This is a genomic window from Pseudomonas sp. MF7453 (assembly GCF_016405455.1).
In the GTDB taxonomy this organism is placed as follows: domain Bacteria; phylum Pseudomonadota; class Gammaproteobacteria; order Pseudomonadales; family Pseudomonadaceae; genus Aquipseudomonas; species Aquipseudomonas paralactis.
On record NZ_JAEKCN010000004.1, the window covers coordinates 85976 to 111590 of the forward strand.

18 protein-coding genes are annotated in these 25615 nt (G+C 59.0%); 12 read left to right on the top strand and 6 right to left on the bottom strand.

Annotated elements, in window-relative coordinates:
* Positions 1-179: 179 nt before the first annotated feature.
* From JFT63_RS08260 to JFT63_RS08270, 3 genes are read left to right on the top strand one after another with little or no spacing between them, the layout of a single operon-like run.
* Positions 180-359, top strand: a complete 180-nt coding sequence (locus JFT63_RS08260) for a hypothetical protein (RefSeq protein ID WP_045338577.1) — start codon at positions 180-182, stop codon at positions 357-359.
* A gap of 41 nt (positions 360-400) precedes the next feature.
* Entirely contained in the window at positions 401-1744 is a 1344-nt protein-coding gene (locus tag JFT63_RS08265) for a DarT ssDNA thymidine ADP-ribosyltransferase family protein (RefSeq protein ID WP_045338579.1), read from the top strand.
* On the top strand, positions 1744-2925 hold the full coding sequence (locus tag JFT63_RS08270; RefSeq protein WP_045338580.1) for a macro domain-containing protein: 1182 nt from the start codon (positions 1744-1746) through the stop codon (positions 2923-2925). Before JFT63_RS08265 ends, JFT63_RS08270 begins: the two co-directional genes overlap by 1 nt.
* Positions 2926-3133: 208 nt before the next feature.
* On the opposite strand, the gene JFT63_RS08275 is transcribed toward JFT63_RS08270, so the two are convergent.
* Positions 3134-4012, bottom strand: a complete 879-nt coding sequence (locus JFT63_RS08275; protein WP_198843756.1) for an aldo/keto reductase family oxidoreductase — start codon at positions 4010-4012, stop codon at positions 3134-3136.
* Between the two features lie 29 nt (positions 4013-4041).
* Positions 4042-4965: an NADP-dependent oxidoreductase gene (locus tag JFT63_RS08280; RefSeq protein WP_198843757.1), complete on the bottom strand. Its 924-nt coding sequence runs from the start codon at positions 4963-4965 to the stop codon at positions 4042-4044.
* A 113-nt stretch (positions 4966-5078) separates the two neighbouring features.
* Between JFT63_RS08280 and JFT63_RS08285 the strand changes: the two genes are divergently transcribed.
* Entirely contained in the window at positions 5079-5681 is a 603-nt protein-coding gene (locus JFT63_RS08285) for a TetR/AcrR family transcriptional regulator (protein ID WP_233102257.1), read from the top strand.
* Between the two features lie 252 nt (positions 5682-5933).
* On the opposite strand, the gene treR is transcribed toward JFT63_RS08285, so the two are convergent.
* The gene (gene treR, locus JFT63_RS08290) at positions 5934-6638 is read right to left on the bottom strand and encodes a trehalose operon repressor (RefSeq protein ID WP_057703904.1); all 705 of its coding nucleotides are present in this window, start codon (positions 6636-6638) and stop codon (positions 5934-5936) included.
* 256 nt (positions 6639-6894) lie between these two features.
* Here treR and treP point away from each other — a divergent pair, with 256 nt between their 5' ends.
* The 5 genes from treP (at position 6895) to JFT63_RS08315 (ending at position 14394) form a co-directional block, all read left to right on the top strand.
* Positions 6895-8337, top strand: a complete 1443-nt coding sequence (treP, locus tag JFT63_RS08295) for a PTS system trehalose-specific EIIBC component (RefSeq protein WP_057703903.1) — start codon at positions 6895-6897, stop codon at positions 8335-8337.
* A 122-nt stretch (positions 8338-8459) separates the two neighbouring features.
* Complete coding sequence (treC, locus tag JFT63_RS08300) at positions 8460-10106, top strand: alpha,alpha-phosphotrehalase (RefSeq protein ID WP_198843758.1); 1647 nt, start codon at positions 8460-8462, stop codon at positions 10104-10106.
* Positions 10107-10272: 166 nt separating this feature from the next.
* Positions 10273-11493: a maltoporin gene (locus JFT63_RS08305; protein ID WP_198708046.1), complete on the top strand. Its 1221-nt coding sequence runs from the start codon at positions 10273-10275 to the stop codon at positions 11491-11493.
* A gap of 85 nt (positions 11494-11578) precedes the next feature.
* Positions 11579-14113, top strand: a complete 2535-nt coding sequence (gene ptsP / locus JFT63_RS08310) for a phosphoenolpyruvate--protein phosphotransferase (protein WP_198843759.1) — start codon at positions 11579-11581, stop codon at positions 14111-14113.
* A gap of 2 nt (positions 14114-14115) precedes the next feature.
* Positions 14116-14394, top strand: coding sequence for a PTS transporter subunit EIIB (locus JFT63_RS08315; protein WP_198843760.1), 279 nt, complete (start codon positions 14116-14118; stop codon positions 14392-14394).
* A gap of 136 nt (positions 14395-14530) precedes the next feature.
* Here the strand turns inward: JFT63_RS08315 and mltF are convergent, their stop codons facing one another.
* Entirely contained in the window at positions 14531-15991 is a 1461-nt protein-coding gene (gene mltF / locus JFT63_RS08320; protein WP_057703898.1) for a membrane-bound lytic murein transglycosylase MltF, read from the bottom strand.
* Between the two features lie 286 nt (positions 15992-16277).
* Here mltF and purL point away from each other — a divergent pair, with 286 nt between their 5' ends.
* The 3 genes from purL (at position 16278) to JFT63_RS08335 (ending at position 21235) form a co-directional block, all read left to right on the top strand.
* Positions 16278-20174, top strand: coding sequence for a phosphoribosylformylglycinamidine synthase (gene purL, locus JFT63_RS08325; RefSeq protein WP_198843761.1), 3897 nt, complete (start codon positions 16278-16280; stop codon positions 20172-20174).
* 4 nt (positions 20175-20178) lie between these two features.
* Positions 20179-20490 (top strand): hypothetical protein, encoded by a 312-nt coding sequence (locus tag JFT63_RS08330; protein ID WP_054897795.1) that lies wholly within the window; start codon positions 20179-20181, stop codon positions 20488-20490.
* Positions 20491-20965: 475 nt separating this feature from the next.
* Complete coding sequence (locus tag JFT63_RS08335; protein WP_020301367.1) at positions 20966-21235, top strand: DUF6124 family protein; 270 nt, start codon at positions 20966-20968, stop codon at positions 21233-21235.
* 126 nt (positions 21236-21361) lie between these two features.
* On the opposite strand, the gene nagE is transcribed toward JFT63_RS08335, so the two are convergent.
* On the bottom strand, positions 21362-23059 hold the full coding sequence (nagE, locus tag JFT63_RS08340; protein ID WP_198843762.1) for an N-acetylglucosamine-specific PTS transporter subunit IIBC: 1698 nt from the start codon (positions 23057-23059) through the stop codon (positions 21362-21364).
* Between the two features lie 26 nt (positions 23060-23085).
* A complete protein-coding gene (gene ptsP / locus JFT63_RS08345; RefSeq protein ID WP_198843835.1) occupies positions 23086-25596 on the bottom strand; it encodes a phosphoenolpyruvate--protein phosphotransferase in 2511 nt (836 codons plus the stop codon).
* Positions 25597-25615: the final 19 nt, after the last annotated feature.

Below are 25615 nucleotides of genomic sequence, written 5' to 3' on the forward strand. Positions count from 1 at the left end.
GTGAGTCGTGAGGCTTTCAGGGCGAGATTTGTGGTGGTTGAAGCCCGAGCACGGGAGGCGCGCACGAATGGTTGCCTTGTACCGCTTGGTGATGGAGATCGAGAAGCAAATCATGTGATTTGGTATAGACTGGATTGCACAATCCAAAATGCGAATCGGTAAGCATTGTCGAGGCTTAAATGAAAAAACAACATAGGAAAGATCGAGGCCACGATGAAGTTATGGCGGAGGCGTTTGACTCTGATCCAGAATACGCGATGAAACTTGCTGAGGAAGTTTTGCGTGATGGCGAACAAGGAGAGATTGAAATTCTGCGTCGGCAGATCCCAATAATTCCAGAAAAATATCAAGAGCAATGATTTTAGTATCGCTCTATCAATAGTTTATTCAAGGGGGAAACATGGCAGTTCCTGTGCACCATAGGGGTCGCAACGCATATCATTTCACATCGATACAGAATCTTGAATCAATAATTGATCACGGTATTTTTTCGACCAATCAAAAAATTGCTCGCGGCATTCTGCACGTTAACGTCGCTGAGGAAGGAATACAGAGGCGTCGGGCGCTTATGCAAGTGCCTGGAGCCAACGGGCGGTGTGTTCATGATTATGTACCATTCTATTTCGCAAAGAAAACGCCTATGCAGCAGGCGGTGCTCTATAAGAAGAACGTAGATCAGCAGTTCATCATTTACCTTTCCGTTTCGGTTTTGCTGATGGAGACAAGAGCTGGGGCCTATTACACAAGCGCGTCTGCAAATACGGACGTTCCCCCAGCTTTCTTTTCTGGAAATCATCAGTCTGATCAGCTCGACCAACTAGATTGGCAAACTATCGATAACAATCGGTGGGGATATGACGACGATGCTCAGAAGCACCGCAAAATGGCGGAGCTTTTGTTACCAGATCATGTCCCATTGTCTGAAATTAATCAGATAGTTACATTTAATCGCAGCGTGTCTGACTGTGTTAGGCAAATTTTTCAGAACAAAGGGGTTGTTCCGCCGAACATTGTGGAGGCGGGAGGGGAGCATTATTATCTAGAGCCTGGTAACTGGAATGCTTCTTTGGTTACAGGGCCTTTTTTCCTCAAGCGTTTTGTAGATGAGGCTATTTCTCATGTGGTCTCATTTCAGCGTCAGGTGATGCCGAAATTCCAGACCTTAAGTGACGCCTTGCGTGCTATTCGCGCTAACTTCGCGGCCATCAGAGAGCTAGAAGATATCGATGGTCTCGGCGCGAACTACGGGCCACATCGCGAAGATGTTGGCGCTCATTCTCGACGTGTTTCGGGGCTGGTGCTGAACTCACCCGAATATATTCAGTTGGACCCTATCCATCGTGAGGTCTTGGAGCTTGCAGCTTATCTCCACGATATAGGCAAAGGGCCCAAAACACGCTGGCCCAATAGCTTTATGAATAAGGCTGATGGTGAACATCCCAAAAAATCCCTGCCTATGTTGAAAAGAATTTTGACTGAGGATTTGCCTATTCTGCCACCAGATATAGTCCGAAAAATTATAATGCTGGTGACTTATGATGACCTACTGGGTGAGATTGTTGCTAAAGGTCGGGACAAAAGTCAGTTGTTCGATATAATTACTTGTCCTGAAGATATCACTATGTTGGTGGCTTTGAGTAAGGCTGATATTGGTGCGTTAAATCAAATTTGGTTGATGCAAGTCTCTGCTGGAATCGACGCCCTCAGAGTTGAGGCTCTTCAAAAATTGCAAGGTAATATTTAATGATAGAGTTTGTTTCCGGAGATTTTTTCGATTTTGATGCGGATATCATGATCAATACAGTCAACTGTGTTGGTGTGATGGGTGCAGGTGTGGCGCTCGCATTTAAGAAAAGATTTCCTGAAATGTTCGATGACTATGCTGAGAAGTGTCGTTCGGGCATTATTCGCCCCGGCCTGCCTTCCGTTTGGTTGCAAAAGGATATGATCTCGAAAGACATCGAGATCATAAATTTTCCGACTAAAAATCATTGGAAGAATCCATCTGAGTATCATTATATTGATGATGGGTTGGAATGGCTTTCTAAGTATCTTGAAGATAAGAGTGGAAAAGTAGTAACTCTTCCGGCCCTAGGCTGTGGTCATGGTGGTTTGGACTGGGACAGGGTCCGATCCATGATTGCTGAGAAGCTAAAAAACTCTCCTGCGCATATATATGTCTTTGAGCCCTTCGATTCAGTGAAAGCGGGCAATGTCAAAGCTTCGGAGCCTGACTATGAGCAACTGCTTGGTTCGGTTGGGGCTGGGGTTGTTAAATATGCGTCGGACGCATACCCGGAAAAGTTGCGCATCTACACCAAGAAGGATGTGTATTACTATCCAAAACAGCAAAATAAATTTAGATACGATTTTTCAGTTGTATGCAGCAGCAAGCCTGACTTAAGCGAGATAAATGCTATACGAAAGTTTGTTGATTTTTGCGTTCTCGAGAAGTGCAGTATTTTGTTGGGGGGGACAGCCTTTGAAAAAAAACTCGCGCTTGAACTTTCGACCCAAGGTGTAATTTGCGGCTGTGTTCTCCCATCCGGAATCTACGAGTCCATAAAAAAAGTATCGTCATCAACGCGAAAAGAAAAGCCTAATCTTCTCTCGATAGGTAATCCAGTAGTTGCCTTCGATAAGAAAGAATTTATGCCTTCTGTTTTTGCGAGGATGTATCTTTCTGAGAAGGTGGTGTTTTTCGCTAGCAAGCTTGCTTGGTTGGAAAAATATAAGAGTCAACTCAAGCGGATTTCTGTAGATGCGTATTACTGCGTTTCTGAAATCAGCTCACCAGAGGATATAAAGGCGGTATTAGACATTCGGGCAAAAGGATTTGACTTGGATATGCCCCTAACAAGCGTTTTCGCGGATGATATTCACAAGTCTGATGCGGCTAAGGGGGGGGGGGCGAACTCTGCTTGATCTCAGCTTAGCCAAAGTCGAGCATGGTATCGATCATGGTACTTTATGGTCTTGCATTCATAAGGTTCTGATTTTTATCGTTTTTTTATAGATTAAAATAATTGAGTGGGAGTGACCCCTACTTGCAATAAAAGACGCCCGCTTAATAGCGGGCGTTTGCTTATAAGACCTATCTAGATGTCCCGCGCACAGATCTGACGTGATGCTGTTACTCAGTTAATTCGGCAATTGCATCGAGAGTTGTGACCTGCGTTTCCGACAGTTGGAGATTCGTTGCTTGAAAGTTTTCTCGAAGGTGTATTGGAGATGACGTTCCCGCAATTACCAGAATATTGGGAGAGCGCTGAAGTAACCACGCCAGAGCAACTTGTTTTGGTGTGGCCCCCAGCTCTTCAGCCACCTGAGAAAGCCGCGACGATTGCAGCGGAGAAAAACCGCCCAGCGGGAAAAACGGCACATAGGCCACGCCTTCATCTGCCAGCGCGTTGATGAAATGGTCATCGTCTCGTTTGATCAGGTTGTACTGGTTCTGCACGCAGACGATCTTGGCTATTGATTTGGCCTCAGCAAATTGGGCTGGGGTGACATTGCTGAGGCCGATATGGCGGATCACGCCTTGTTGTTGCAACTCGACCAGCACCTGCAGCGGCTCCAGAGGTGATCGATCATCCGGACCATGTGCACTACCCAGCCGCAAATTGACGACGTCGAGAGTTTCCAGGCCAAGACTGGCAAGGTTTTCATGCACTGCCCGCTTGAGACCGTCCGGCGTTAGATCAGGCGCCCAGGACGCATCTTCACCGCGTACGAAACCGACCTTGGTGATGATCGTGAGGTCTTTCGGATAAGGCGACAGTGCTTCACGGATCAGTCGATTCGAGACACCACGGCCATAGAACTCGGCGGTGTCGATGTGATTTGCACCCAAGGCAATTACCTCGCGCAATACCGCCAGCGCGGCTTCTTTATCGCGCGGTGGCCCCCATACGTGCGGGCCGGGTAGCTGCATGGTGCCGTAGCCCATGCGCTTGAGGTTCATCGTTGTGCCGGCAGGTGTGAAGGTTCCGCCAAGGGAAGAAGTGGTCATCGGATGTTCCTGTAGATGGACTGATGGTTTTAGTGCGGGAGAACGACGACCTTGCCGCGTGCCCGACCCGATAGCTGGTGTTTCCATGCCTCGTCGAAACGCTCAAAGGCGACAGTACGGTCTATGACGACCTTCAGATTTTGCTCTGCGACTATCGTGACGAGTTCGCCGAGACGTTCGATGAAAGGCTTGGCGTAGAACATGCTCGCCGTTACCCTGTGTTCCCGTGCCTCTGACTCGTCGGGTGGCATGACGGTGGAAACGAGCCGCCCGCCGGTACGCAGGGCTCTGTAGGATCGACTTTGGGTTTCGCCACCGACCAAATCGAGCACCACATCGACGTCACTGGTTAAGCGCGTGAAATCTTCGTTCTTGTAGTCAATGACTTTCTGAGCGCCCAGGGCGGACGCTATTGCCAAGCCATCACCCGAGGCGGTTGCGATCACCTGTGCGCCTGCCACACAAGCGAACTGGACGGCAAAGCTGCCTACGCCCCCTGCGCCAGCATGGATCAACACCGTCTCGCCGGCTTTCAGCCCGGCGTTGGAAAACAATGAATGCCATGCGGTGATGCCTGCGGTAGGAATCGCACTTCCTTGAACTGCCGATAGGGTGCTGGGTAGAGGCACACATGCGCTGGCGGGTGCCACGGCGAAATCCGCAAGACCGCCACTTGTTCCCGCGTCGACGCAGGCAATCACCCTGTCGCCGACATTCCATCGTGTGACAGCCTCGCCGATGCGCTCAATGGTCCCGGCGAAATCGGTGCCGAGGGTTATCGGTAGATCAATCTTGAAAAATTGACGGGCGACCCCTGATGCCACGAGGCCGTCGAGAGGGTTGAGAGCAGTTGCCTCTACGCGTACGAGCACTTCTTCTGGACCGATATCAGGCGTGGGGATGTCCTCTATGAGAGGGGAATTTGCGAATCCATGGATGCGTATGGCTTTCATTGGCTGGGTCCCACTTGGACGTAGCAGGGTTTGCTGATAAATTTTGCACTTGGTGCAAAAAATATATTGCACTCAGTGCATTTATGCAACCCTGGAGACTTGAGATCAAACGCATGACACGCGAGCACAAGGACAAAGAGGGCGTTCGCGAACGCAAGCGTCGAGAGATGTACCGTCGCATCACCGAGGTAGGTCTGAAGCTGTTTTCTGAACGCGGTTATGAAGGGACGACGCTGGATGCGATTGCCGAAGCGTCGGGTATCGCCCGTCGCACGTTCTTCCACTACTTTGCTTCGAAGGAGGAAATCATCCTGGCTTGGCAAAAATCGCTGCCGGATGAGCTAGGCGCTGAGATCCGCAAGCAGGGCGTGAAAGCATCCCCACTCGCTACCACTCACGCCGCGATGATTGCTCTGGCTGCACACATGCATCCGGATGTGGCGGTGCTGATTGGGAGGATTGTGCAGACTACGGAACAGCTTCAGCTCGGCAACCAAGCCAAGTTTCTGCGAATGGAGTATGCCGCTTATGAAGCCCTGTGCGAGCTATGGCCGGGTGTCGACCGGCAACCAGGACTACGTCTGGCGGCAATGGCCAGTGTCGGCGCGCTGCGTCTTTCCGTCGAAACCTGGATTGCCGATGGCTGTCAGCGAGCGCTTGCTGAGCATCTCGAAGCCAACTTCAGGAGCCTTAAAACTGAGATGAGTGTTTACTAAAAAACAATGGTATTTTTCATGGTTTGGGAAGCAAAGATGCCTTATGGGCTTCGGTTTTAAGGGCCTGTGGATCCCTGTTGATAATAGAGTGGGAATGATCCTGCAATAGCAGGTGAGTGCTGAATGACAAAACCCCGGCCACGTGCCGGGGTTTTGCTTTCTGTGTCGCCCGTTGAGCCCGGTGCATGGGGAGCCGCTATTGAGGGGCGTGGGCGCTTTTCAAACCGTCAGACCCAAGCCCGCGCGTAGAATTCACCGCCGCGCAATATCCGAAAAGTAAAACTTATCCAGCGTATGCCGCGACTCGGTGTACTCGAACTGCCTCCCGTCCTGCAAAAACGTCTGGTTACTCACCACGATCACATGGCTTTGCCCATCGAGGTCCAGGTGCGCCTGGTCGTCTTTGCTGCGCGGCAGGGCTTCGATGGTGCGCTGTGCATAGCTGATCTGCAGCTCCAGCGTTTGCTCGATAAACGCGTAGATCGACTGCTCGGCAATCGAGCGGTCCAGGCCGGGGATCAGGTCGGCGACGAAGTGGTTGATGTCGAGAATCACGCGTTTGCCACCGATGCGCCGTACACGTTTTACACGGGTGATGAGCGTGCCGGGCTCGGCTTCGATGTGTTGCAGCAGGGAACCTTCCAGAGGGATCTGGGTGAATTCGACGACGTCAGTGTGTACGTCATCGCCCAGGTCGGCGTGGGTCTCGTGGAAGCTGACGATACCGCCCAACTGAAACTCGATCGGGTTGGGCGATAGCACGAAGGTGCCCTTGCCATGGATTTTTTGCGCAAAGCCACGCTCCTGCAACTGCTCGATGGCGCGGCGCACGGTGCCACGGCTGGCCTGGTAGGCGTCCATCAGTTCAGTTTCGGAGGGAAGGCGCGTGCCGCGTTGCAGGCGCTCGGTGGTGATGCTGGCAAGCAGATCCGTATAGATCTGGTTGTATTTGCTCATGGCGATGGCTCTATGCCCGACTTTTATGCAGGAGGACTGCGGGTTCAAGGCAGGAACCTTAGTGGCAGAGGTGGGGTTTGTCCATTGGACAGCCGTACAGGTGTGGGAAAAATCTGACAGCAGGCTCCCACGCATAAACAAAAGTGTAACTCGTACAGACGAGTTGTTGATTTAACTCGTACAGACGAGTACTTTTCTTCCTCGGCGTGCTGCCAATGACTGCCACCCATAAAAACAATCACAGTGGAAAACGAGCATGAGCCACGACTATTCGTCTACTGCCCGCGAGATTCTCGAGCATCTCGGGGGCCGCGATAACCTTGAACAAGCGGCCCATTGCGTGACCCGCCTGCGCCTGGCGCTCAAGGACCCCAGCCTGGTCAACGGCAATGCGTTGAACCAGGTCGATCTGGTCAAGGGCTCGTTCTTTACCGGCGGCCTGTTCCAGGTTGTGATCGGCCCCGGCGAAGTAGAAAAGGTCTACGCCGCCCTGCGCGAACTGACCGGCCTGGCTGCTTCAACCATTGCCGACGTGAAGAAAGCCGGCGGCGACAAGACCAACCCCATGCAGCGCCTGGTGCGGGTGTTCTCCGATGTGTTCATGCCGATCCTGCCCGCGCTGATCATCGCTGGCCTGTTGATGGGCGTGAACAACCTGATGGGCGCCAAGGGCATGTTCATCGAAGGCCAGACACTACTGGAGGCTTACCCGAACCTGGATGGCCTGTGGAGCCTGATCAACCTGATGGCCAACACCTCGTTCGTGTTCCTGCCGGCGCTGGTGGGCTGGTCAGCGGCCAAGCGGTTCGGCGGCAGTGAAATCCTCGGCATTGTGCTGGGGCTGATGCTGGTGCACCCGGACCTGCTCAACGCCTGGAACTACGGCAAGGCGGTCGCCGGCCTCGACGGCCAAAGCCTGCCGTACTTCGATATCTTCGGCTGGTTCCAGATCGAGAAGGTGGGTTACCAGGGGCAAATCCTGCCGATCCTGATGGCTGCCTTTGTCATGAGCGTGATCGAGAAGTGGCTAAGGGCGCGGGTGCCGAATGCCATTCAATTGCTGGTGGTGCCGATCACCACCATCGTCGTCACCGGCGTGCTGGCCCTGGCGATCATTGGCCCGGTGACGCGCCACCTCGGCATCCTGATTACCGAAGGCCTGGTCACCCTGTTCGAGATTGCACCCATGATCGGCGGGGCAATTTTCGGCCTGCTTTACGCTCCGCTGGTGATCACCGGCATGCACCACATGTTCCTCGCCGTCGACCTGCAGTTGATCTCCACCCAGGGCGGCACCTTTATCTGGCCAATGATCGTCATGTCCAACCTGGCCCAAGGCAGCGCTGCATTGGGTGTGTTCTACATGACCCGCAATGCGCGGGACAAAAGCATGGCGTCCACCTCGGCGATTTCGGCTTATTTCGGCATCACAGAGCCGGCGATGTTCGGGGTCAACCTGCGCTTCAAGTTTCCGTTCTACGCCGCGCTGCTGGGCTCGGCGCTGGGCAGTATTTTCTTGTCGCTGAACAAGGTCACGGCCTCGGCCATCGGCGTCGGTGGGTTGCCCGGGTTTATCTCGATCGTGCCGAGTGCGATTCCGATGTTTGTGATCGGCATGGTCGTGGCGATGGTCGTGCCGTTTGCGCTGACGTGCATGTTGAGCATGAAGATCATTCGGCCTGGTTACCGCGTCGCCTGAAGATCGCTATCGCAGGCAAGCCAGTTCCCACAGTGATGTGTGAACACATTCAAGTGTGGGAGCTGGCTTGCCTGCGATGAGGCCAGAAGGGCCAGCACCCAACTCTACTGAAGGAACCCACCATGCAAACCTGGCAACACTCGGTGATCTACCAGATCTACCCAAAAAGCTTCCACAGCCACGCGGGTAACGCCACCGGTGACCTGCTGGGCATCGTGGACAAACTCGACTACCTCAAGTGGCTGGGCGTGGATTGCCTGTGGGTCACCCCCTTCCTGCGTTCGCCTCAGCGTGACAACGGCTACGACATCAGCGACTACTACGCCATCGACCCCAGCTACGGGACCATGGCCGACTGCGACTTGCTGATCAGCGAGGCGGCCAAGCGCGGCATCCGTTTGATGCTCGATATCGTGGTCAACCACACCTCCGTCGAGCACGAGTGGTTCCAGCAGGCACGCAGCAGCCTCGATAACCCTTACCGCGACTTCTACATCTGGCGCGACCAGCCGAACAACTGGGAGTCCAAGTTCGGCGGCTCGGCCTGGGAATACGAAGCGCAGACTGGCCAGTATTACCTGCACCTGTTTGACCATACCCAGGCCGACCTCAATTGGGACAACCCCAGGGTGCGCGCCGAAGTGTTCAAGATGATGCGTTTCTGGCGAGACAAAGGCGTGGGTGGTTTTCGCCTGGATGTGATCAACCTGATCTCCAAGCCCGCCGATTTCCCTGAAGACACCAGCGACGGCCGCCGTTTCTATACCGACGGCCCGCATGTGCATGAGTACCTGCAGCAAATGCACCGCGAAGTCTTCGAAGGCCATGACCTGATTAACGTGGGCGAGATGTCGTCCACTCGCCTGGAACACTGCATTCGCTACTCGAATCCGGCCTCGAAAGAGCTGTCGATGACCTTCAACTTCCACCACCTGAAAGTCGATTACCCCAACCTGCAAAAGTGGGTGAAGGCTGATTTTGATTTCCTGCAACTCAAGCAGATCCTCTCCGATTGGCAGACAGGTATGCAGGCCGGTGGTGGTTGGAACGCGTTGTTCTGGTGTAACCACGATCAGCCACGGGTGGTCTCGCGCTTTGGTGATGACGGCGAATATCGCGTGGTCTCGGCCAAGATGCTTGCCACCGCGCTGCACTTCCTCCAGGGCACACCCTATGTGTATCAGGGCGAAGAACTGGGTATGACCAATCCGGGCTTTGACAGCATCGAACAATATCGCGATGTGGAAACCCTGAATATCTTCCGGCTCAAGCGCGATGCAGGAGAGTCCGAGGCGTCGAGCATGGCGGCAATCATGCAGAAGTCTCGCGACAACGGGCGTACGCCCATGCAGTGGAACAGCCAGGCCAATGCCGGCTTCAGCCTTGGCGTGCCGTGGATCGGCATCCCGGCCAACGCCGCGCACATCAACGTCGAAAACCAGCTGGATGACCCGGACTCGGTGCTGCATCACTACCGTGCATTGATCGCCCTGCGGCGCCATGAGCCTCTGATCCAGCAAGGCGTTTATCGCCCACTGCTGCAAGACCATCCCAAGGTTTGGGCCTACCTGCGTGAAGGCCAGGGCGAGCGCCTGTTGGTGCTCAACAACTTCTACGGCACGCCGTGCGAAATCCAATTGCCCGATGGCGTCATCAACGCGGCGTGCGAACAACGCTTGCTGATCAGCAACTACCCCGACTGCCCGGTGCGCACGAGCACGGTGGTGCTACGCCCCTATGAGTCCTTCGTGCTGCACCTGACGGGTTGAGATACCCCCTGTAGGAGCGAGCTTGCTCGCGAAGATCGCCAACGATAACGCGCCCCTCCAGGGTGTGCGTGGAGGCTGCAAGTTCTTCGCGAGCAAGCTCGCTCCTACAGGTGATCGCGTCACGCAAGACAGTAAGAAAAAACAATAAAAAGAAAAGGAGCGCTTCATGAAAACAACAATAAAGCTGGGCCTTATCGCCTCGTGCCTCGCTGTGCCGTTTGGCGCCCAGGCTCTGGAATTCGCCGGTTACTTGCGCAGCGGCGCAGGCACATCGACCGGCAGTGGCAAGCAGCAATGCTTCCAACTGCCGGGGGCGCAAACCAAGTACCGCTTGGGCAACGAATGCGAGCAGTACGCTGAACTGGAATTGCGCCAGGACCTGCTTACCCTCGATGACGGTTCGGTGTTCAGCGTCGATGCCATGGCTTCCCTCTACAACAAGTACGACCGCGCCCTGAAGTTCCAGGGCGAAAACAACGGTTCGGCGCGTATGCCGCAGATGTACGCACAATGGTCCAACCTGCCCAGTCTCAATGGCGGTTCGCTGTGGGCCGGGCGGCGTTACTACAAGCGTAACGACATCCATATCTCGGATTTCTACTACTGGAACCAGAGCGCCACCGGCGGGGGAATCGAGGACGTGCTGATCGGCGGCTTGAAATACAGCTACGCCCTGTCGCGCAAGGACAACTTGTACCAGAAGGAATACGCCACCCGTCACGACTTCAACGTCGCAGGTTTCAAGACCAACCCCGGTGGCGAACTGGAGCTTGGCTTGAGCTACATCGCCAAGGCCGGTGGGCGTGACACCAACAGCGGCTGGGCACTGACGGCGCAGCATGTACAAGCGGCCTTCCTGGGTGGCAAGAACAAGTTTGCCCTGCAGTACGGCGAAGGCCCTGGCACCGGCCTGGGTTACACCGGCAATACCACGCTGGACAAAAGCAGCAAAAGTTACCGCGCCGTGGAGTTCTTTGATTGGCAGGTGACACCGCGTTTCGGTGGACAAGTTGAAGCTGTGTACCAGAAAGATGTGCGTCCTGGGCGTCAGGATCAGAACTGGATGTCCCTCGGTGTGCGTCCGGCGTATGCGCTCAGCGAGCAATTCAAACTGGTCACTGAGCTGGGGCACGATCAGGTCGAGGCCACCGGAGGTACGCGCAAACTGAGCAAATTTACCTTCGCTCCGACCTGGTCGCCCAAAGGCCCTGAGTTCTGGGCTCGGCCGGAAGTACGGCTGTATTACACCTATGCGTCCTGGAACAAAGCGGCCAAGCGTGCGGCCAATGAGTTGGCGGCGGGCTCGGCGTTGTCCGACACCGGCGCCTATGGCACGGCGCGGCATGGGTCGAACGTCGGTGTGCAGGTCGAATATTGGTGGAAGTAATCCGGGCTCCCACCTTTGATCTTCGTCATCCTCAACCTTGCATCGACTCAATGATTTTTAAAGAACAACACAAACAGGTGAAGTCATGACCACATCTCAACCCCTGGAACTGCTGGCACCCTTGTCCGGGGTTTTGCTGGCGCTGGATCAGGTGCCCGACCCGGTATTTTCCGGCCGCGTGATTGGCGATGGCCTGTGCATCGACCCCACCTCGCAGACCCTCTGCGCACCGTTAGCCGGGGTGATCAGCAACATTCAGGACAGCGGCCACGCGGTCAGTGTCACCGCCGATAACGGTGTGCAGGTGCTGCTGCATATTGGCCTGGACACCGTGAACCTGGCAGGCCAGGGCTTCACCCGCCTGGTCGAGGAAGGCCAACGGGTGGAGGCCGGGCAGCCGCTGATCGAGTTCGATGCAGACTATGTGGCGCTCCATGCACGCAGCCTGTTGACCTTGATGCTCATTGTGAGCGGCGAGCCGTTTGTGCCGTTGGTGGCCGATCAGGCGCTGGTCGAGTCCGGCCAACCACTGTTGCAGGTTTCACCGGGGCAGATGGCCGCTGAGGTGGACGAGGAGGAGGGCAATGCGCTGTTCTCCAAGCCAGTAACCCTGCCCAATGCCAACGGCTTGCACGCCCGACCTGCGGCAGTGTTTGCCCAGGCGGCAAAGGGGTTCAGTTCCAGCATCTTTCTGCACAAGCAAACCTTGAGCGCGAATGCCAAGTCGCTTGTGGCGATCATGGCGCTGCAGACCTCCCAGGGCGATAGCCTGCAGGTGAGCGCGGCGGGCGAGGATGCCGAGGCGGCGATCCAGGCGCTGGTGGCGTTGTTGCTCGACGGCTGTGGCGAGACCTTGCCGGTAGCGGTCGAGAAGATCAGCAGGCCCGCTGTGCCGGCGTCTTCGGCGACCGTGCTGCGGGGCGTCTGCGCATCACCGGGCTCGGCGTTTGGCCAGGTTGTCCAAGTGGCGGAGCCGGCGCTCGATATTCCCGAAGCTGGCGCCGGAGAAACCTTTGAGCGGGCCGCATTGGCGCGTGGCCTGCGGGCGGCAACCGAGGCGCTGCAAGGCTTGCAAGCCAAGGCGGCCGGCAGTGCCCAGGCTGAAATCTTTCGCGCCCATCAAGAATTGCTCGAAGACCCCACCCTGCTGGAACAAGCCTATAGCCTGCTGGCCGAGGGCAAGAGTGCCGCCTTTGCCTGGAACTGCGCCACAGTGGCGACTGCTCAACTCTTCGAGGGCCTGGGTAAAGCACTGCTCGCTGAGCGTGCGGCGGACTTGGCCGATGTTGGCCAGCGCGTGCTCAAGTTGATCCTGGGCGTGCCTGAGCGATCAATGGACCTGCCGGAGTGCGCCATCCTGGTCGCCGAACAGCTGACGCCTTCACAAACCGCCGGCCTGGATGCCAGTAAAGTTTTAGGCTTCGTCACGGTCGCCGGTGGCGCGACCAGCCATGTGGCAATCCTCGCCCGGGCGCTCGGCCTGCCGTCGATTTGCGGGGTGCCGAGCCAGGTATTGGCCCTGGCCAACGGCAAACGGGTGCTGCTCAATGCTGACAAAGGCGAGCTGCACCTGGAGCCGGACCTGGCTGAAATCGAACAATTGCAGGCAGTTCGCCAACAGCAAAAACTGCGGCTGCAACGTGAAGTGGCGCAGGCCTCACGGGCGGCGGTCACCCGCGATGGGCATCATGTCGAAGTCACGGCCAACGTGGCTTCTTTGCAGGAAGTGGAGCAATCCCTGACCCTGGGCGGGGAAGGCGTGGGCCTGCTGCGTTCGGAGTTCCTCTACCTGGACCGCAACCGCGCCCCTGGCGCCGAAGAGCAGGCTGGCACCTACAGCGCCATCGCCCGCGCCCTGGGTACCGAGCGCAACCTGGTAGTGCGCACTTTGGATGTGGGTGGCGATAAGCCCTTGGCCTATGTGCCGATGGAAAGCGAGACCAACCCGTTCCTTGGCCTGCGCGGTATTCGCCTGTGCCTGGAGCGCCCCGAGTTGCTGCGTGAACAGCTGCGCGCGATTCTTGCCAGCGCAGGCCTGGCGCGGCTGCATATCATGTTGCCGATGGTCAGCCTGCTGTCGGAGCTGCACCTGGCGCGCAAGATGCTCGAAGAAGAGGCGTTGGCGCTCGGGCTGACCGAGTTACCGAAGCTGGGCATCATGATCGAAGTCCCCAGCGCGGCGCTGATGGCGGATGTGTTTGCGCCCCATGTGGATTTCTTCTCCATCGGCACCAACGACCTGACCCAATACACCCTCGCCATGGACCGTGACCACCCGCGCCTGGCCAGCCAGGCCGACAGTTTTCACCCGGCGGTACTGCGCTTGATCGACATCACCGTCAAGGCGGCCCATGCCCACGGCAAGTGGGTGGGGGTATGTGGTGCGCTGGCCTCTGAAACCGTGGCGGTGCCGGTATTGATCGGGCTCGGCGTGGATGAGCTGTCGGTCAGCGTGCCGCTGATCCCGACCATCAAGGCCACCGTGCGTGAGCTGGACCTGCTCGACTGCCAGATCATCGCCCGCCAAGTGCTGGGCCTGGAAGAAGCCGGCCAAGTGCGTGAGGCCCTGCGCCTGTACCACGCCGCCACCGTTGAAACCTCACCTGTCGTGGAGCACTGAGCATGTTCGAGAAATTGCAGCGGGCGTTCTGGAAAGCCCTGACGCCTGATTTGGTGGCGGAGACGGTTACCGCGTCGACACCGAGCCTGTTGTCGGCCGAGGTGCTGAGTGCATTGGGTGGGGAGGGGAACGTCACGTCACAGCAGCGCGTGGCACTGACGCGTGTGAGGGTGCAATTAAAGGAGGTGGGTGGGTTGGATGAGTCGGCGTTGAAGGCAGCGGGCATACCCGCCGTGATGGTACTGCCGGGCGGCGTGCTCCACCTGCTCACCGGCCTATAAGGCTACGATGATCAAATGTGGGAGCCGGGCTTGCCCGCGATAGCAGTGTGTCAGGCGCCGAATACCTTGACTGTCAGGCCGCCATCGCGGGCAAGCCCGGCTCCCACAGGGATTTGCAGTGTGCGGGCTGTCGTGATCAGAGTTGAGGGGTGTCTTGCGCAGGCTTGGTCTTGTCCACGCCCGGCACATGCAGGTTGCCTTCCACCACCTGGTTGCCTTCCAGCTGCGGTTGGGTCACCCAGGTAAGAATGTCGTAGTAACGCCGGATGTTCGCCACAAAATGCACCGGCTCGCCGCCACGTGCATAACCATAGCGGGTCTTGCTGTACCACTGCTTCTGCGACAGGCGTGGCAGCATTTTCTTCACGTCCAGCCACTTGTTCGGGTTCAGGCCTTCTTTCTTCGCCAGGATGCGCGCGTCGTCCAGGTGGCCGGTGCCTACGTTGTAAGCGGCGAGGGCGAACCAGGTGCGGTCGGGCTCGGCGATCTTGTCGTCCAGCTCATCCTTGATCCTGGCCAGGTACTTGGCGCCGCCCATGATGCTCTGCTTGGGGTCCAGGCGGTTGGACACGCCCATGGCTTGCGCGGTGTTCTGGGTCAGCATCATCAGGCCGCGCACGCCGGTCTTGGAGGTGACCGTGGGTTGCCACAGCGATTCCTGGTAGCCGATGGCTGCCAGCAGCCGCCAATCGACCTTTTCTGCCTTGGCATACGCACGAAAGTGTTTCTCGTACTTGGGCAGGCGTTGTTGCAAGTGCTGGGCAAAGGTGTAGGCGCCGACATAGCCGAGCACGTCGACGTGCCCGTAGTAGCGGTCTTTCAGACGCTGCAAGGTGCCGTTCTTCTCGACCTTGTCCAGGTAACTGTTGATCTCGTTGAGCAGGCTGTTGTCGTCGCCTGCCGCCACGGCCCAGCTCTGGTTGCTGGCATTGCCGAGGTCGAAGGCCACGCGCACATTGGGGAAGTACACCTGGTTCATGGCGACTTCGTTGGAGTCCACCAGGGTCAGGTCGATTTGCCCCTCGTCGACCATGCGCAGCAGGTCGACCACTTCAACCGCGTCGGACTCTTCGTATTCAATTGCGGGGTTCTGCTTCTTCAGCGCCGCCAGTTGCTCGGCGTGGGTGCTGCCCTTGAGCACCATGATCTTCTTGCCCACCAGGTCGGTGGCGTTGGTGGGGCGCGATTGGCCGTTGCGGTAGATGATCTGCGGGGTCACTTCCAGGTACGGGTGGGAAAAACGCACCTGTTGCCGGCGCTGCTCGCTGCTGACCAAGCCGGCGGCGGCCAGAACCGGACCGTTGGGTTTGCCCAACTGACCGAACAGGTCATCAAGGTTGTCGGCGGTCTCGATTTCCAGCTTCACGCCCAACTCGTCGGCAAAGCGCTTGACCAGTTCATATTCGAAACCGGTCTGACCGTTGCGATCCTGGAAATACGTGGCCGGACTGTTGCGGGTGACCACCCGCAATACGCCATCCTCCTTGATTCGCTCCAGTGTGCTGGGTTTATCAACACAGGCACTGAGCATCAGGAAGAGCAGGGTGGCGATGAGCCATTTGACCCATCGCAGGCGCGAAACAGTTGGGAAGAACATCTGCGCAGTATACGCAAACGGCTCACGGCGCCATATCTCGACAGCGGCGCGCTTGTCTGCTAGCCAGCGTAAAACTGTGCTGCAGCCCGCAGAAACGGGGCTTGGCGAGCGATTGTGACGGTTAAAATAACTGCGCCCAACACCCTGGATAACGCCGTGATCGCAGGCAAAGCGTGCCAACTGACGTTCGGCGGCGGCCACCGGTAGCGTTTCGGGTGCCGTTGGCGAAGGTTTACGCTAGAATGCACGGCCTCAAAGCACACCCCTTCCCGAGGCTGTCCCGAAGATGTTGATCCTGCGCGGCGCTCCTGCCCTTTCTGCCTTTCGCCACAGCAAACTCCTTGAGCAACTGAGCCAGAAGGTTCCAGCTGTTACAGGCCTGTACGCTGAATTTGCTCACTTCGCCGACGTAACCGGCGTCTTGACCGCCGACGAACAGCAAGTGCTGGCACGCCTTCTGAAGTACGGCCCAAGCGTTCCCGTTCAAGAGCCGACTGGCCGCTTGTTCCTGGTTCTGCCACGGTTCGGCACCATCTCGCCCTGGTCGAGCAAGGCCAGCGACATCGCCCGCAACTGCGGCCTGGATAAAATCCAGCGCCTGGAGCGTGGGATCGCCTTCTACGTCGCCGGCCAGTTCAGCGACGCCGAGGCCGAGCTGATCGCCAGCAGCCTGCACGACCGCATGACCCAGATCATCGTCAGCCAGCTGGAACAGGCTGCCGGCCTGTTCAGCCACGCCGAACCCAAGCCGCTGACCGCGATTGACGTGCTCGGTGGCGGTCGCGCCGCCCTCGAGAAGGCCAACACCGAACTCGGCCTGGCCCTGGCCGACGACGAAATCGACTACCTGGTCAACGCCTTCAACGGCTTGCAGCGCAACCCGCACGACATCGAACTGATGATGTTTGCCCAGGCCAACTCCGAGCACTGTCGTCACAAGATCTTCAACGCCAGTTGGGACATCGACGGCGAAAGCCAGGAAAAAAGCCTGTTTGGCATGATCAAGAACACCTACGTGATGCACAGCGAAGGCGTTCTGTCGGCTTATAAGGACAACGCCTCGGTCATCGTCGGCTCCGTCGCCGGCCGTTTCTTCCCGGACCCTGAAACCCGCCAGTACGGCGCGGTGCAGGAGCCGGTGCACATCCTGATGAAGGTCGAGACCCACAACCACCCGACCGCGATTGCCCCGTTCCCGGGCGCAGCTACCGGTTCGGGCGGTGAAATCCGCGATGAAGGTGCTACCGGCCGTGGCGCCAAGCCCAAGGCGGGCCTCACCGGTTTCACCGTATCCAACTTGCAGATCCCAGGCTTTGAACAGCCGTGGGAAGTGCCGTACGGCAAGCCTGAGCGCATCGTCACCGCGCTGGACATCATGATCGAAGGCCCGCTGGGCGGCGCCGCGTTCAACAACGAATTCGGGCGCCCGGCGCTCACCGGTTACTTCCGGACCTTCGAGCAGTCCATCACCACCCCGCGTGGCGATGAAGTGCGCGGCTACCACAAGCCGATCATGTTGGCTGGCGGCATGGGCAACATCCGTGAAGAACACGTCAAGAAAGGCGAGATTCTGGTCGGCTCCAAGCTGATCGTGCTCGGCGGCCCGGCGATGTTGATCGGCCTGGGCGGTGGCGCAGCCTCTTCCATGGCCACCGGCACCAGTTCGGCAGATCTGGACTTCGCTTCCGTACAGCGCGAAAACCCTGAGATGGAGCGCCGCTGCCAGGAAGTCATCGACCGTTGCTGGCAGTTGGGTGACAAGAACCCGATCAGCTTCATCCACGACGTCGGCGCCGGCGGTTTGTCCAACGCCTTCCCGGAACTGGTCAACGATGGCGAGCGTGGTGGCCGTTTCGAACTGCGCAACATTCCAAACGACGAGCCGGGCATGGCCCCGCACGAAATCTGGAGCAACGAATCCCAGGAACGCTACGTACTGGCTGTTGGCCCTGAAGACTTCGCACGCTTCCAGGCCATCTGCGAACGCGAGCGTTGCCCGTTTGCCGTGGTCGGCGAAGCCACTGCCGAGCCGCAACTGACCGTCACCGACAGCCACTTTGGCAACAGCCCCGTGGACATGCCATTGGAAGTGCTGCTGGGCAAGGCCCCGCGCATGCACCGTTCGGCCAACCGTGAAGCTGAACTGGGCGATGATTTCGACCCAAGCACGCTGGACCTGGCCAACAGCATCGAACGCGTGCTGCACCACCCGGCCGTGGCGAGCAAAAGCTTTTTGATCACCATCGGCGACCGCACCATCACCGGCCTGGTGGCTCGTGACCAAATGGTCGGCCCTTGGCAAGTGCCGGTGGCTGACGTTGCCGTCACCGCCACCAGCTTCGACGTGTACACCGGTGAAGCCATGGCCATGGGCGAGCGCACACCGCTGGCCCTGCTGGACGCTCCGGCGTCGGGCCGCATGGCCATCGGTGAAACCCTCACCAACATCGCGGCCTCGCGTATCGGCAAGCTGTCCGACATCAAACTGTCGGCCAACTGGATGTCCGCTGCCGGCCACCCGGGTGAAGATGCGCGCCTGTACGACACGGTCAAAGCCGTCGGCATGGAGCTGTGCCCGGAACTGGGTATCACCATTCCGGTGGGCAAGGACTCCATGTCCATGGCCACCCGCTGGAACGAAGACGGCACCGATAAGAGCGTCACTTCGCCGCTGTCGCTGATCGTCACCGGTTTCGCGCCGGTCACTGACATCCGCCAGACCCTGACCCCGCAACTGCGCATGGACAAGGGCACCACCGACCTGATCCTGATCGACCTGGGCCGTGGCCAGAACCGCATGGGCGCCTCGATCCTGGCGCAAACCCACGGCAAGCTCGGCAAGCAGGCCCCGGACGTCGACGACGCCGAAGACCTCAAGGCCTTCTTCGCCGTGATCCAGGGCCTGAACGCCGACGGCCACCTGTTGGCTTACCACGACCGTTCCGACGGTGGTTTGCTGACCAGCGTTGTCGAAATGGCCTTCGCCGGTCACTGCGGCCTGAACATCGTGCTCGACAGCGTTGCCGAGGATGCTGCCGAAATCAACGGCATCCTGTTCAACGAAGAATTGGGTGCAGTGATCCAGGTACGCCAGGACGCGACCCCAGACGTGCTCGCCCAGTTCAGCGCCGCTGGCCTGGCCGAGTGCGTGGCGGTGATTGGCCAGCCGATCAACAACGGTGAAGTCAATATCTCGTTCAACGGCGACACGGTCTTTACCGGCCAGCGTCGTTTGCTGCAACGCCAGTGGGCCGAGACCAGCTACCAGATCCAGCGTCTGCGCGACAACGCCGACTGCGCCGAGCAGGAATTCGACGTGATCCTGGAAGAAGACAACCCGGGCCTGAGCACCATGCTCAGCTTCGACGTCAACCAGGACATCGCCGCGCCTTACATCAAGAAGGGCATTCGTCCTCAGGTTGCCGTACTGCGTGAGCAGGGCGTCAACGGCCAGGTGGAAATGGCGGCGGCGTTCGACCGCGCCGGCTTCAATGCGATTGACGTGCACATGAGCGACATCCTCGCCGGTCGCGTTGACCTCAACGAGTTCAAGGGCCTGGTGGCCTGCGGTGGTTTCTCCTACGGCGACGTGCTGGGTGCCGGTGAAGGCTGGGCCAAGTCGGCCCTGTTCAACAGCCGTGCCCGCGATGCGTTCCAGGGCTTCTTCGAACGCAACGACAGCTTCACCCTGGGTGTGTGCAATGGTTGCCAGATGATGTCCAACCTCAGCGAACTGATCCCGGGCAGCGAGTTCTGGCCGCACTTTGTGCGCAACCGTTCCGAGCAGTTCGAAGCCCGCGTCGCCATGGTGCAGGTGCAGGAGTCCAACTCGATCTTCCTGCAGGGCATGGCCGGTTCGCGTATGCCGATCGCCATCGCACACGGCGAAGGCCATGCCGAATTCGCCAGCGAAGAAGCGCTGCTCGAAGCCGACCTGTCCGGCACCGTAGCCCTGCGTTTCGTCGACAACCACGGCAAGGTCACCGAAAGCTACCCGGCCAACCCGAACGGCTCGCCTCGCGGGATCACCGGCCTTACCAGCCGCGACGGCCGCGTGACCATCATGATGCCGCACCCGGAGCGCGTGTTCCGCGCCGTGCAGAACTCGTGGCGCCCGGAAGAGTGGAACGAAGACGGTGCCTGGATGCGCATGTTCCGCAACGCTCGCGTGTGGGTGAACTAAGGCCGTGTACAAGCTCGCCTTCTTCGTGCCCGACAGCCATGTGGAGACGGTAAAAACCGCCGTCTTCGCAGCCGGCGGCGGGCGCATCGGCGACTACGACAGCTGCGCCTGGCAAGTGCTGGGCCAGGGCCAATTCCGCGCGTTGGACGGCAGTCAGCCGTTTATCGGGCAGGTCGGCCAGGTTGAAGTGGTTGAAGAGTGGAAGGTTGAGTTGGTGGTGGCAGATGAATTGATCGTGGCCGCTGTGGCTGCTTTGAAGCTCAGCCATCCCTATGAGACACCTGCGTATGAGGTGTGGCAGTTGGCGGATTTTTGATCGGCTGGCTGCATAAACAAGAAACCCGCTGGGCCAGTTTGGTCGGCGGGTTTTTTGTTGCCTGCAAGGGCCTCATCGCGGGCAAGCCCGGCTCCCACAGTTTGATCGTGTTGTCCTGTCATGCATCAACCCACTGTGGGAGCTGGCTTGCCTGCGATGGCGCCGGTGCAGGCGCCTCAGAACTTTCCGACAAGCCTTTCAGGTTGTCCCTCGGAACGGGTACCACTAACCTTCGCCAGTCGCTGCCAATTCAGCGACCGGGACTGCAAGCCCGCCGAAACCTCACCAGTTAGTCACAAGCGCCTTTATAATTGCGGCGCTTTTTCATGGTCGCCATTTATGGCGGCTGTGTGCGGGAGACCTTCGGGTCTACCGAGACTTGCTGGTGACTCTCGGTCTTGCAGGCCCGCACACAGCTGCCACCCATCATCTGCAAGTGATGCTGGTAGTTCTTACTTCACACCAGAGGTTTACCATGATCAAAGACAGTCCCAATCCCCCATCTGATTCCCAGCCCACCGACCAAATCTTCACCATCCTAACCAACCTGAACAGCGAAACCCTGCTCGCCAACGCCTCCCAAGACCTGGCATCCGTGCAGGCACTGGCGGGTCAACTGGCTTTTGATGTCGACGGCCCCCTGCGTGATGCAGTGCTGGGGATTCATCGGATGGTGGAAGGGATCCAGTTGATGGTGGATCGGGTGCTGGATCTTCACGAAGTGTCAGCAGCCACCGCTAACTGATCGTTCCCACGCTCCGCGTGGGAATGCATCCTGTGACGCTCTGCGTCACCCTTGCGCAGGGCGGGACGCAGAGCGTCCGGGGCGGCATTCCCACGCAGAGCGTGGGAACGATCGGTCACAGGGTGATCAGGCGTTGATCGGGCGGGTAACCAACCGCTCCAACGCCTCACCCAAGCCAGAGGCCTTGTCACCAACCAACAAGTGCCAAACACCGCTCTCAAGCTGACTCACACCCTGGCAACCGAGCACAGTGAGCTGAGCTTCAGACAACCCCGAATCATCGCCCAACTCCACCCGCAACCGGGTCATCGCTACCGCTTCCAGTTGGCGCACATTCTCTCGGCCACCCAGGGCATTCAGCCACTTTTCGGCCTCGTGTACATTCACCGCCACCGGCTTATCCACAGGCGCAACCGCTACAGGCGTTGCGGCAACAAACCCCGGCATCGCCAAGCGAATCTCATCAGCAATGCTATCGGCCATTGGCCCAACCACTACCTGCAAACTGCCGCCGTTCCCCGGCCGCACCACAGCCATGGCGCCCAGCGCTTTCAACGCTGCATCCACCGCCTTGTTGCGATCCACCATGTCCAAGCGCAGCCGCGTGGTGCAAGCACCCACACTCAGCAAGTTCTCAGCCCCACCCAACGCCTGGATATAAGCCGTCGCACGCTGGTTATCACTCATCGCTTCAGCCTGCACCACCTGGATATCTTCCCGGCCCGGTGTCTTCAGGTTGAAGCGGCGGATGCAGTAGCTGAACACCGTGTAGTAGATCACCGAGTAAGCCAAGCCCACCGGTACCACCAGCCAACCATTGGTGGACTTGCCCCAGCCCAGCACCATGTCGATAAAACCACCGGAGAAGGTAAAGCCCAGGTGGATATTGAGCATGTTGGTCACGGCCATCGACAGGCCGGTCAGCAGCGCATGCAGCAAGTAGAGGAACGGCGCCAGGAACATGAAAGCAAATTCAATCGGCTCGGTCACCCCGGTGAGGAACGAGGTCAGCGCCATCGACAGGAAGATGCCGCCCATCACTTTGCGCCGCTCAGGCAACGCATTGCGGTACATCGCCAGGCAGGCGGCGGGCAGGCCGAACAGCATCACCGGGAACATGCCGGTCATGAACTGGCCGCCTTTGGGGTCGCCGGCAAAGTAACGAGTCAGGTCACCGGTGACCACCGCGCCGGTCACCGGGTCGGTAAAGCTGCCGAACACGAACCAGGCCATGTTGTTAAGGATGTGGTGCAAGCCGGTGACGATCAGCAGGCGGTTGAACACGCCAAACACGAACGCGCCCAGGCTGCCGCTTTCCATCAGCAGCACGCCGAAGCTGTTGATGCCGTGCTGGATCGGCGGCCAGATCAGGCCGAAGATCACGCCCAGGCCCACCGCGCTGAAGCCGGTGACAATCGGCACAAAGCGTCGCCCACCGAAGAACGCCAGGTACTCCGGCAACTTGATGTCTTTGAAACGGTTATACAGCGCGCCCGCCATCAGGCCGCTGGCGATACCGGCGAGCATGCCCATGTTGATGGACGTGTCCATCACCTTGAGCGTGGAGATCATCACCAGGTAACCAATCGCCCCGGCCAGGCCTGCGGTGCCGTTGTTGTCACGGGCAAACCCTACGGCAATGCCGATGGCGAAGATCAGCGCCAGGTTGGCGAAGATCGCCTGGCCGGCATCGTGCATCACCGCGATGTTGAGCAAGTCGGTGTCGCCCAGGCGCAGCAACAGGCCGGCGATTGGCAGGATCGCAATCGGCAGCATCAGGGCGCGGCCCAGGCGTTGCAGGCCTTCGATAAAGTGTTGGTACATGGCGTGTCTCCCTATTCTTGTTGTTTTCAGCTCAGCGGCCAGTGGTGTTGACAGGCTTGGCGAACGGCTTTAGCGCTGCTCAGGTCGAGCAGTGCCTGGCTCAGTTGCCGGCATTGCGCCGCGTCCAGATGACGAACGCGGTCCTTGATCTCTCCGATCTGCGGCGGGCTTACCGACAGCTCGGTGACGCCCAGGCCGACCAGTACCGGCGTGGCCAGCGGGTCGGAGGCCAGCGCGCCGCACACGCCAACCCAACGGCCATGCTTGGCTGCGCCGGTGCAGGTTTGGGCGATCAGCCGCAACAACGCCGGGTGCAGCGCGTCGACACGGGCGGCCAGGCCTGCGTGGTCGCGGTCCATGGCGAGGGTGTACTGGGACAGGTCATTGGTGCCGATGGACAAAAAGTCCGCATGCTCGGCGAGCTTTTCGGCCATCAGCGCGGCGGCGGGCACTTCGATCATCACCCCCAGTTCGGGGCGCTGGCTCAAACCCAACTCGGCGCACAGTTCATCCAGGCGCTGGCGAATCTGCAGCAGTTCATCCACCTCGCTGACCATCGGCAGCAGGATGCGGCAACGCCCCAGCGGCGCGACTTGCAGCAGGGCACGCAGTTGCTGGTCGAGCAGTTCCGGGCGTACCTGGGCCATGCGAATGCCGCGCAGGCCCAGCACCGGGTTGGCCTCGACGGGCAGCGGCAGGTAGTCGAGTTGCTTGTCGCCGCCCACATCGATGGTGCGGATGATCACCGACTTGTCACCCATGGCGTCTAGCACAGCCTGATAAGCCTGGCGTTGTTCCTGCTCATCCGGCGCGGTGCGACGGTCGACAAACAGGAATTCGGTGCGCAGCAGGCCGACGCCATCGGCGCCGTTTGCGAACGCCAGTTGGGCTTCGCTGCTGGAGGCGACATTGGCGGCGATTTCGATGGTCACGCCATCGCGGGTACTCGCCGCTTGCTGGGCTTGGGCCTGCTGCTCTTTACGACGCAGTTTTTGTGTTTCGCGAATCTGGTGGACTTCGGCATGGCGCGCTTCGCTGGGGGCCAGTTCCAGGCGGCCATTGGCGGCGTCGAGCACCACCCGTTGGCCTTGGGGCACGTCGAGCACTTCATCGCCCAACGCCACCACACAGGGCAAGCCTTTGCCTCGGGCCAAAATGGCCACATGGGAGGTCGCGCCGCCTTCGGCCATGCAGATGCCTGCGGCCTGTTGCGTGCTCAGTTGCAGCAGGTCTGAGGGCGTCAGTTCATGGGCGCTGACAATCGCACCGGCCGGCAATTCGAAATGCCAGGCTTCACCCAGCAACGCACGCAATACCCGCTGTTGCAGGTCGCGCAGGTCGTTGGCGCGCTCGGCGAACAGCGGCTTGCCCAACGCCAACAGCACGGCGCATTGGGCCTGGATCGCATCGCGCCAGGCGTGGGTGGCGGCGCTGCCTTTTTCGACGGCGGCGGTGGCTGCGTCGAGTAACGCCGGGTCTTCCAGCAGGGCGAGGTGGGCGGCGAAGATTTCTTCTTCCTCGACGTTCTTGCGTTGGCGAGCGTGGTCCAGGGTGCTGCGGATTTCACCGCGCACTTGCTCAAGGGCCGCATTCAGCTGTTGCTGTTGCTCCTCGACGTTATGGCTGCCGGTGTCTTGCGGCAGCTCGATGCCCGTCAGGCGGAACAACGGCCCGCACACCAGGCCCGGTGCCGCGCACACGCCTTGCAGTACATTGGCTTGGGTATTCACGCGGCGGGGCGTGGCCACGACCGGCGCCTGATGTTCTTCGTGCACCACCACAGACAGCGCGGCGACCAGCGCCTGCAACGCGGCTTCGCAATCGGTGCCACGGCAGGTCACCCGCACCTCGTCGCCTTCGCCAATACCCAGCCCCATCAGGCCGATCAGGCTGTCGCACGCCGCTGATTTATCACCGATGTGCAGCTGCGATTGACTGCTGAAACCTTGCGCCGTCTTGCGCACCAGTGCGGCAGGGCGCGCATGCAAGCCGCCACGGTGAGTGATGTGCACGCTGGCGCTGGCTTCGGCGCTGGAGTTATCCACAGCTGCCTGCACGGCGGTGCCCGAACGCGGGGCAAATTGCATCAGCGGTTCACCGGCCTTGACGCTTTTCACTGCCAGAGGCGTCAGCGCAAAACGGTCGCTGTTGGTGAGGATGATCAGGCTCACCAAGCTCTTGCACTGGCGCGCAATACGATCCAGATCAAACTGCACCAACGGCTGGCCCTCGCTCACTCGTGCGCCTTCCTTCACCAGCAAGGCAAAGCCTTCGCCATTGAGCTCAACAGTGTCGATGCCGATATGCATCAACACTTCGGCACCGTTGTCGGCGCGAAGCGTTAGCGCATGCCCGGTGCGGGCGACATGGATGATCACGCCGTCGCAGGGCGCCTGCAGGCAATCGTTCAGCGGGTCGATAGCGAGACCGTCGCCCATGGCGCCGCTGGCGAACACTTCGTCGGGGACGCGGTTCAGGGCCAGCACCGGCCCACTCAAGGGGGCGCTGAAGGTCAATGGATTATTGTTGTTGGGCATGGGCACGGTACTCATCAGG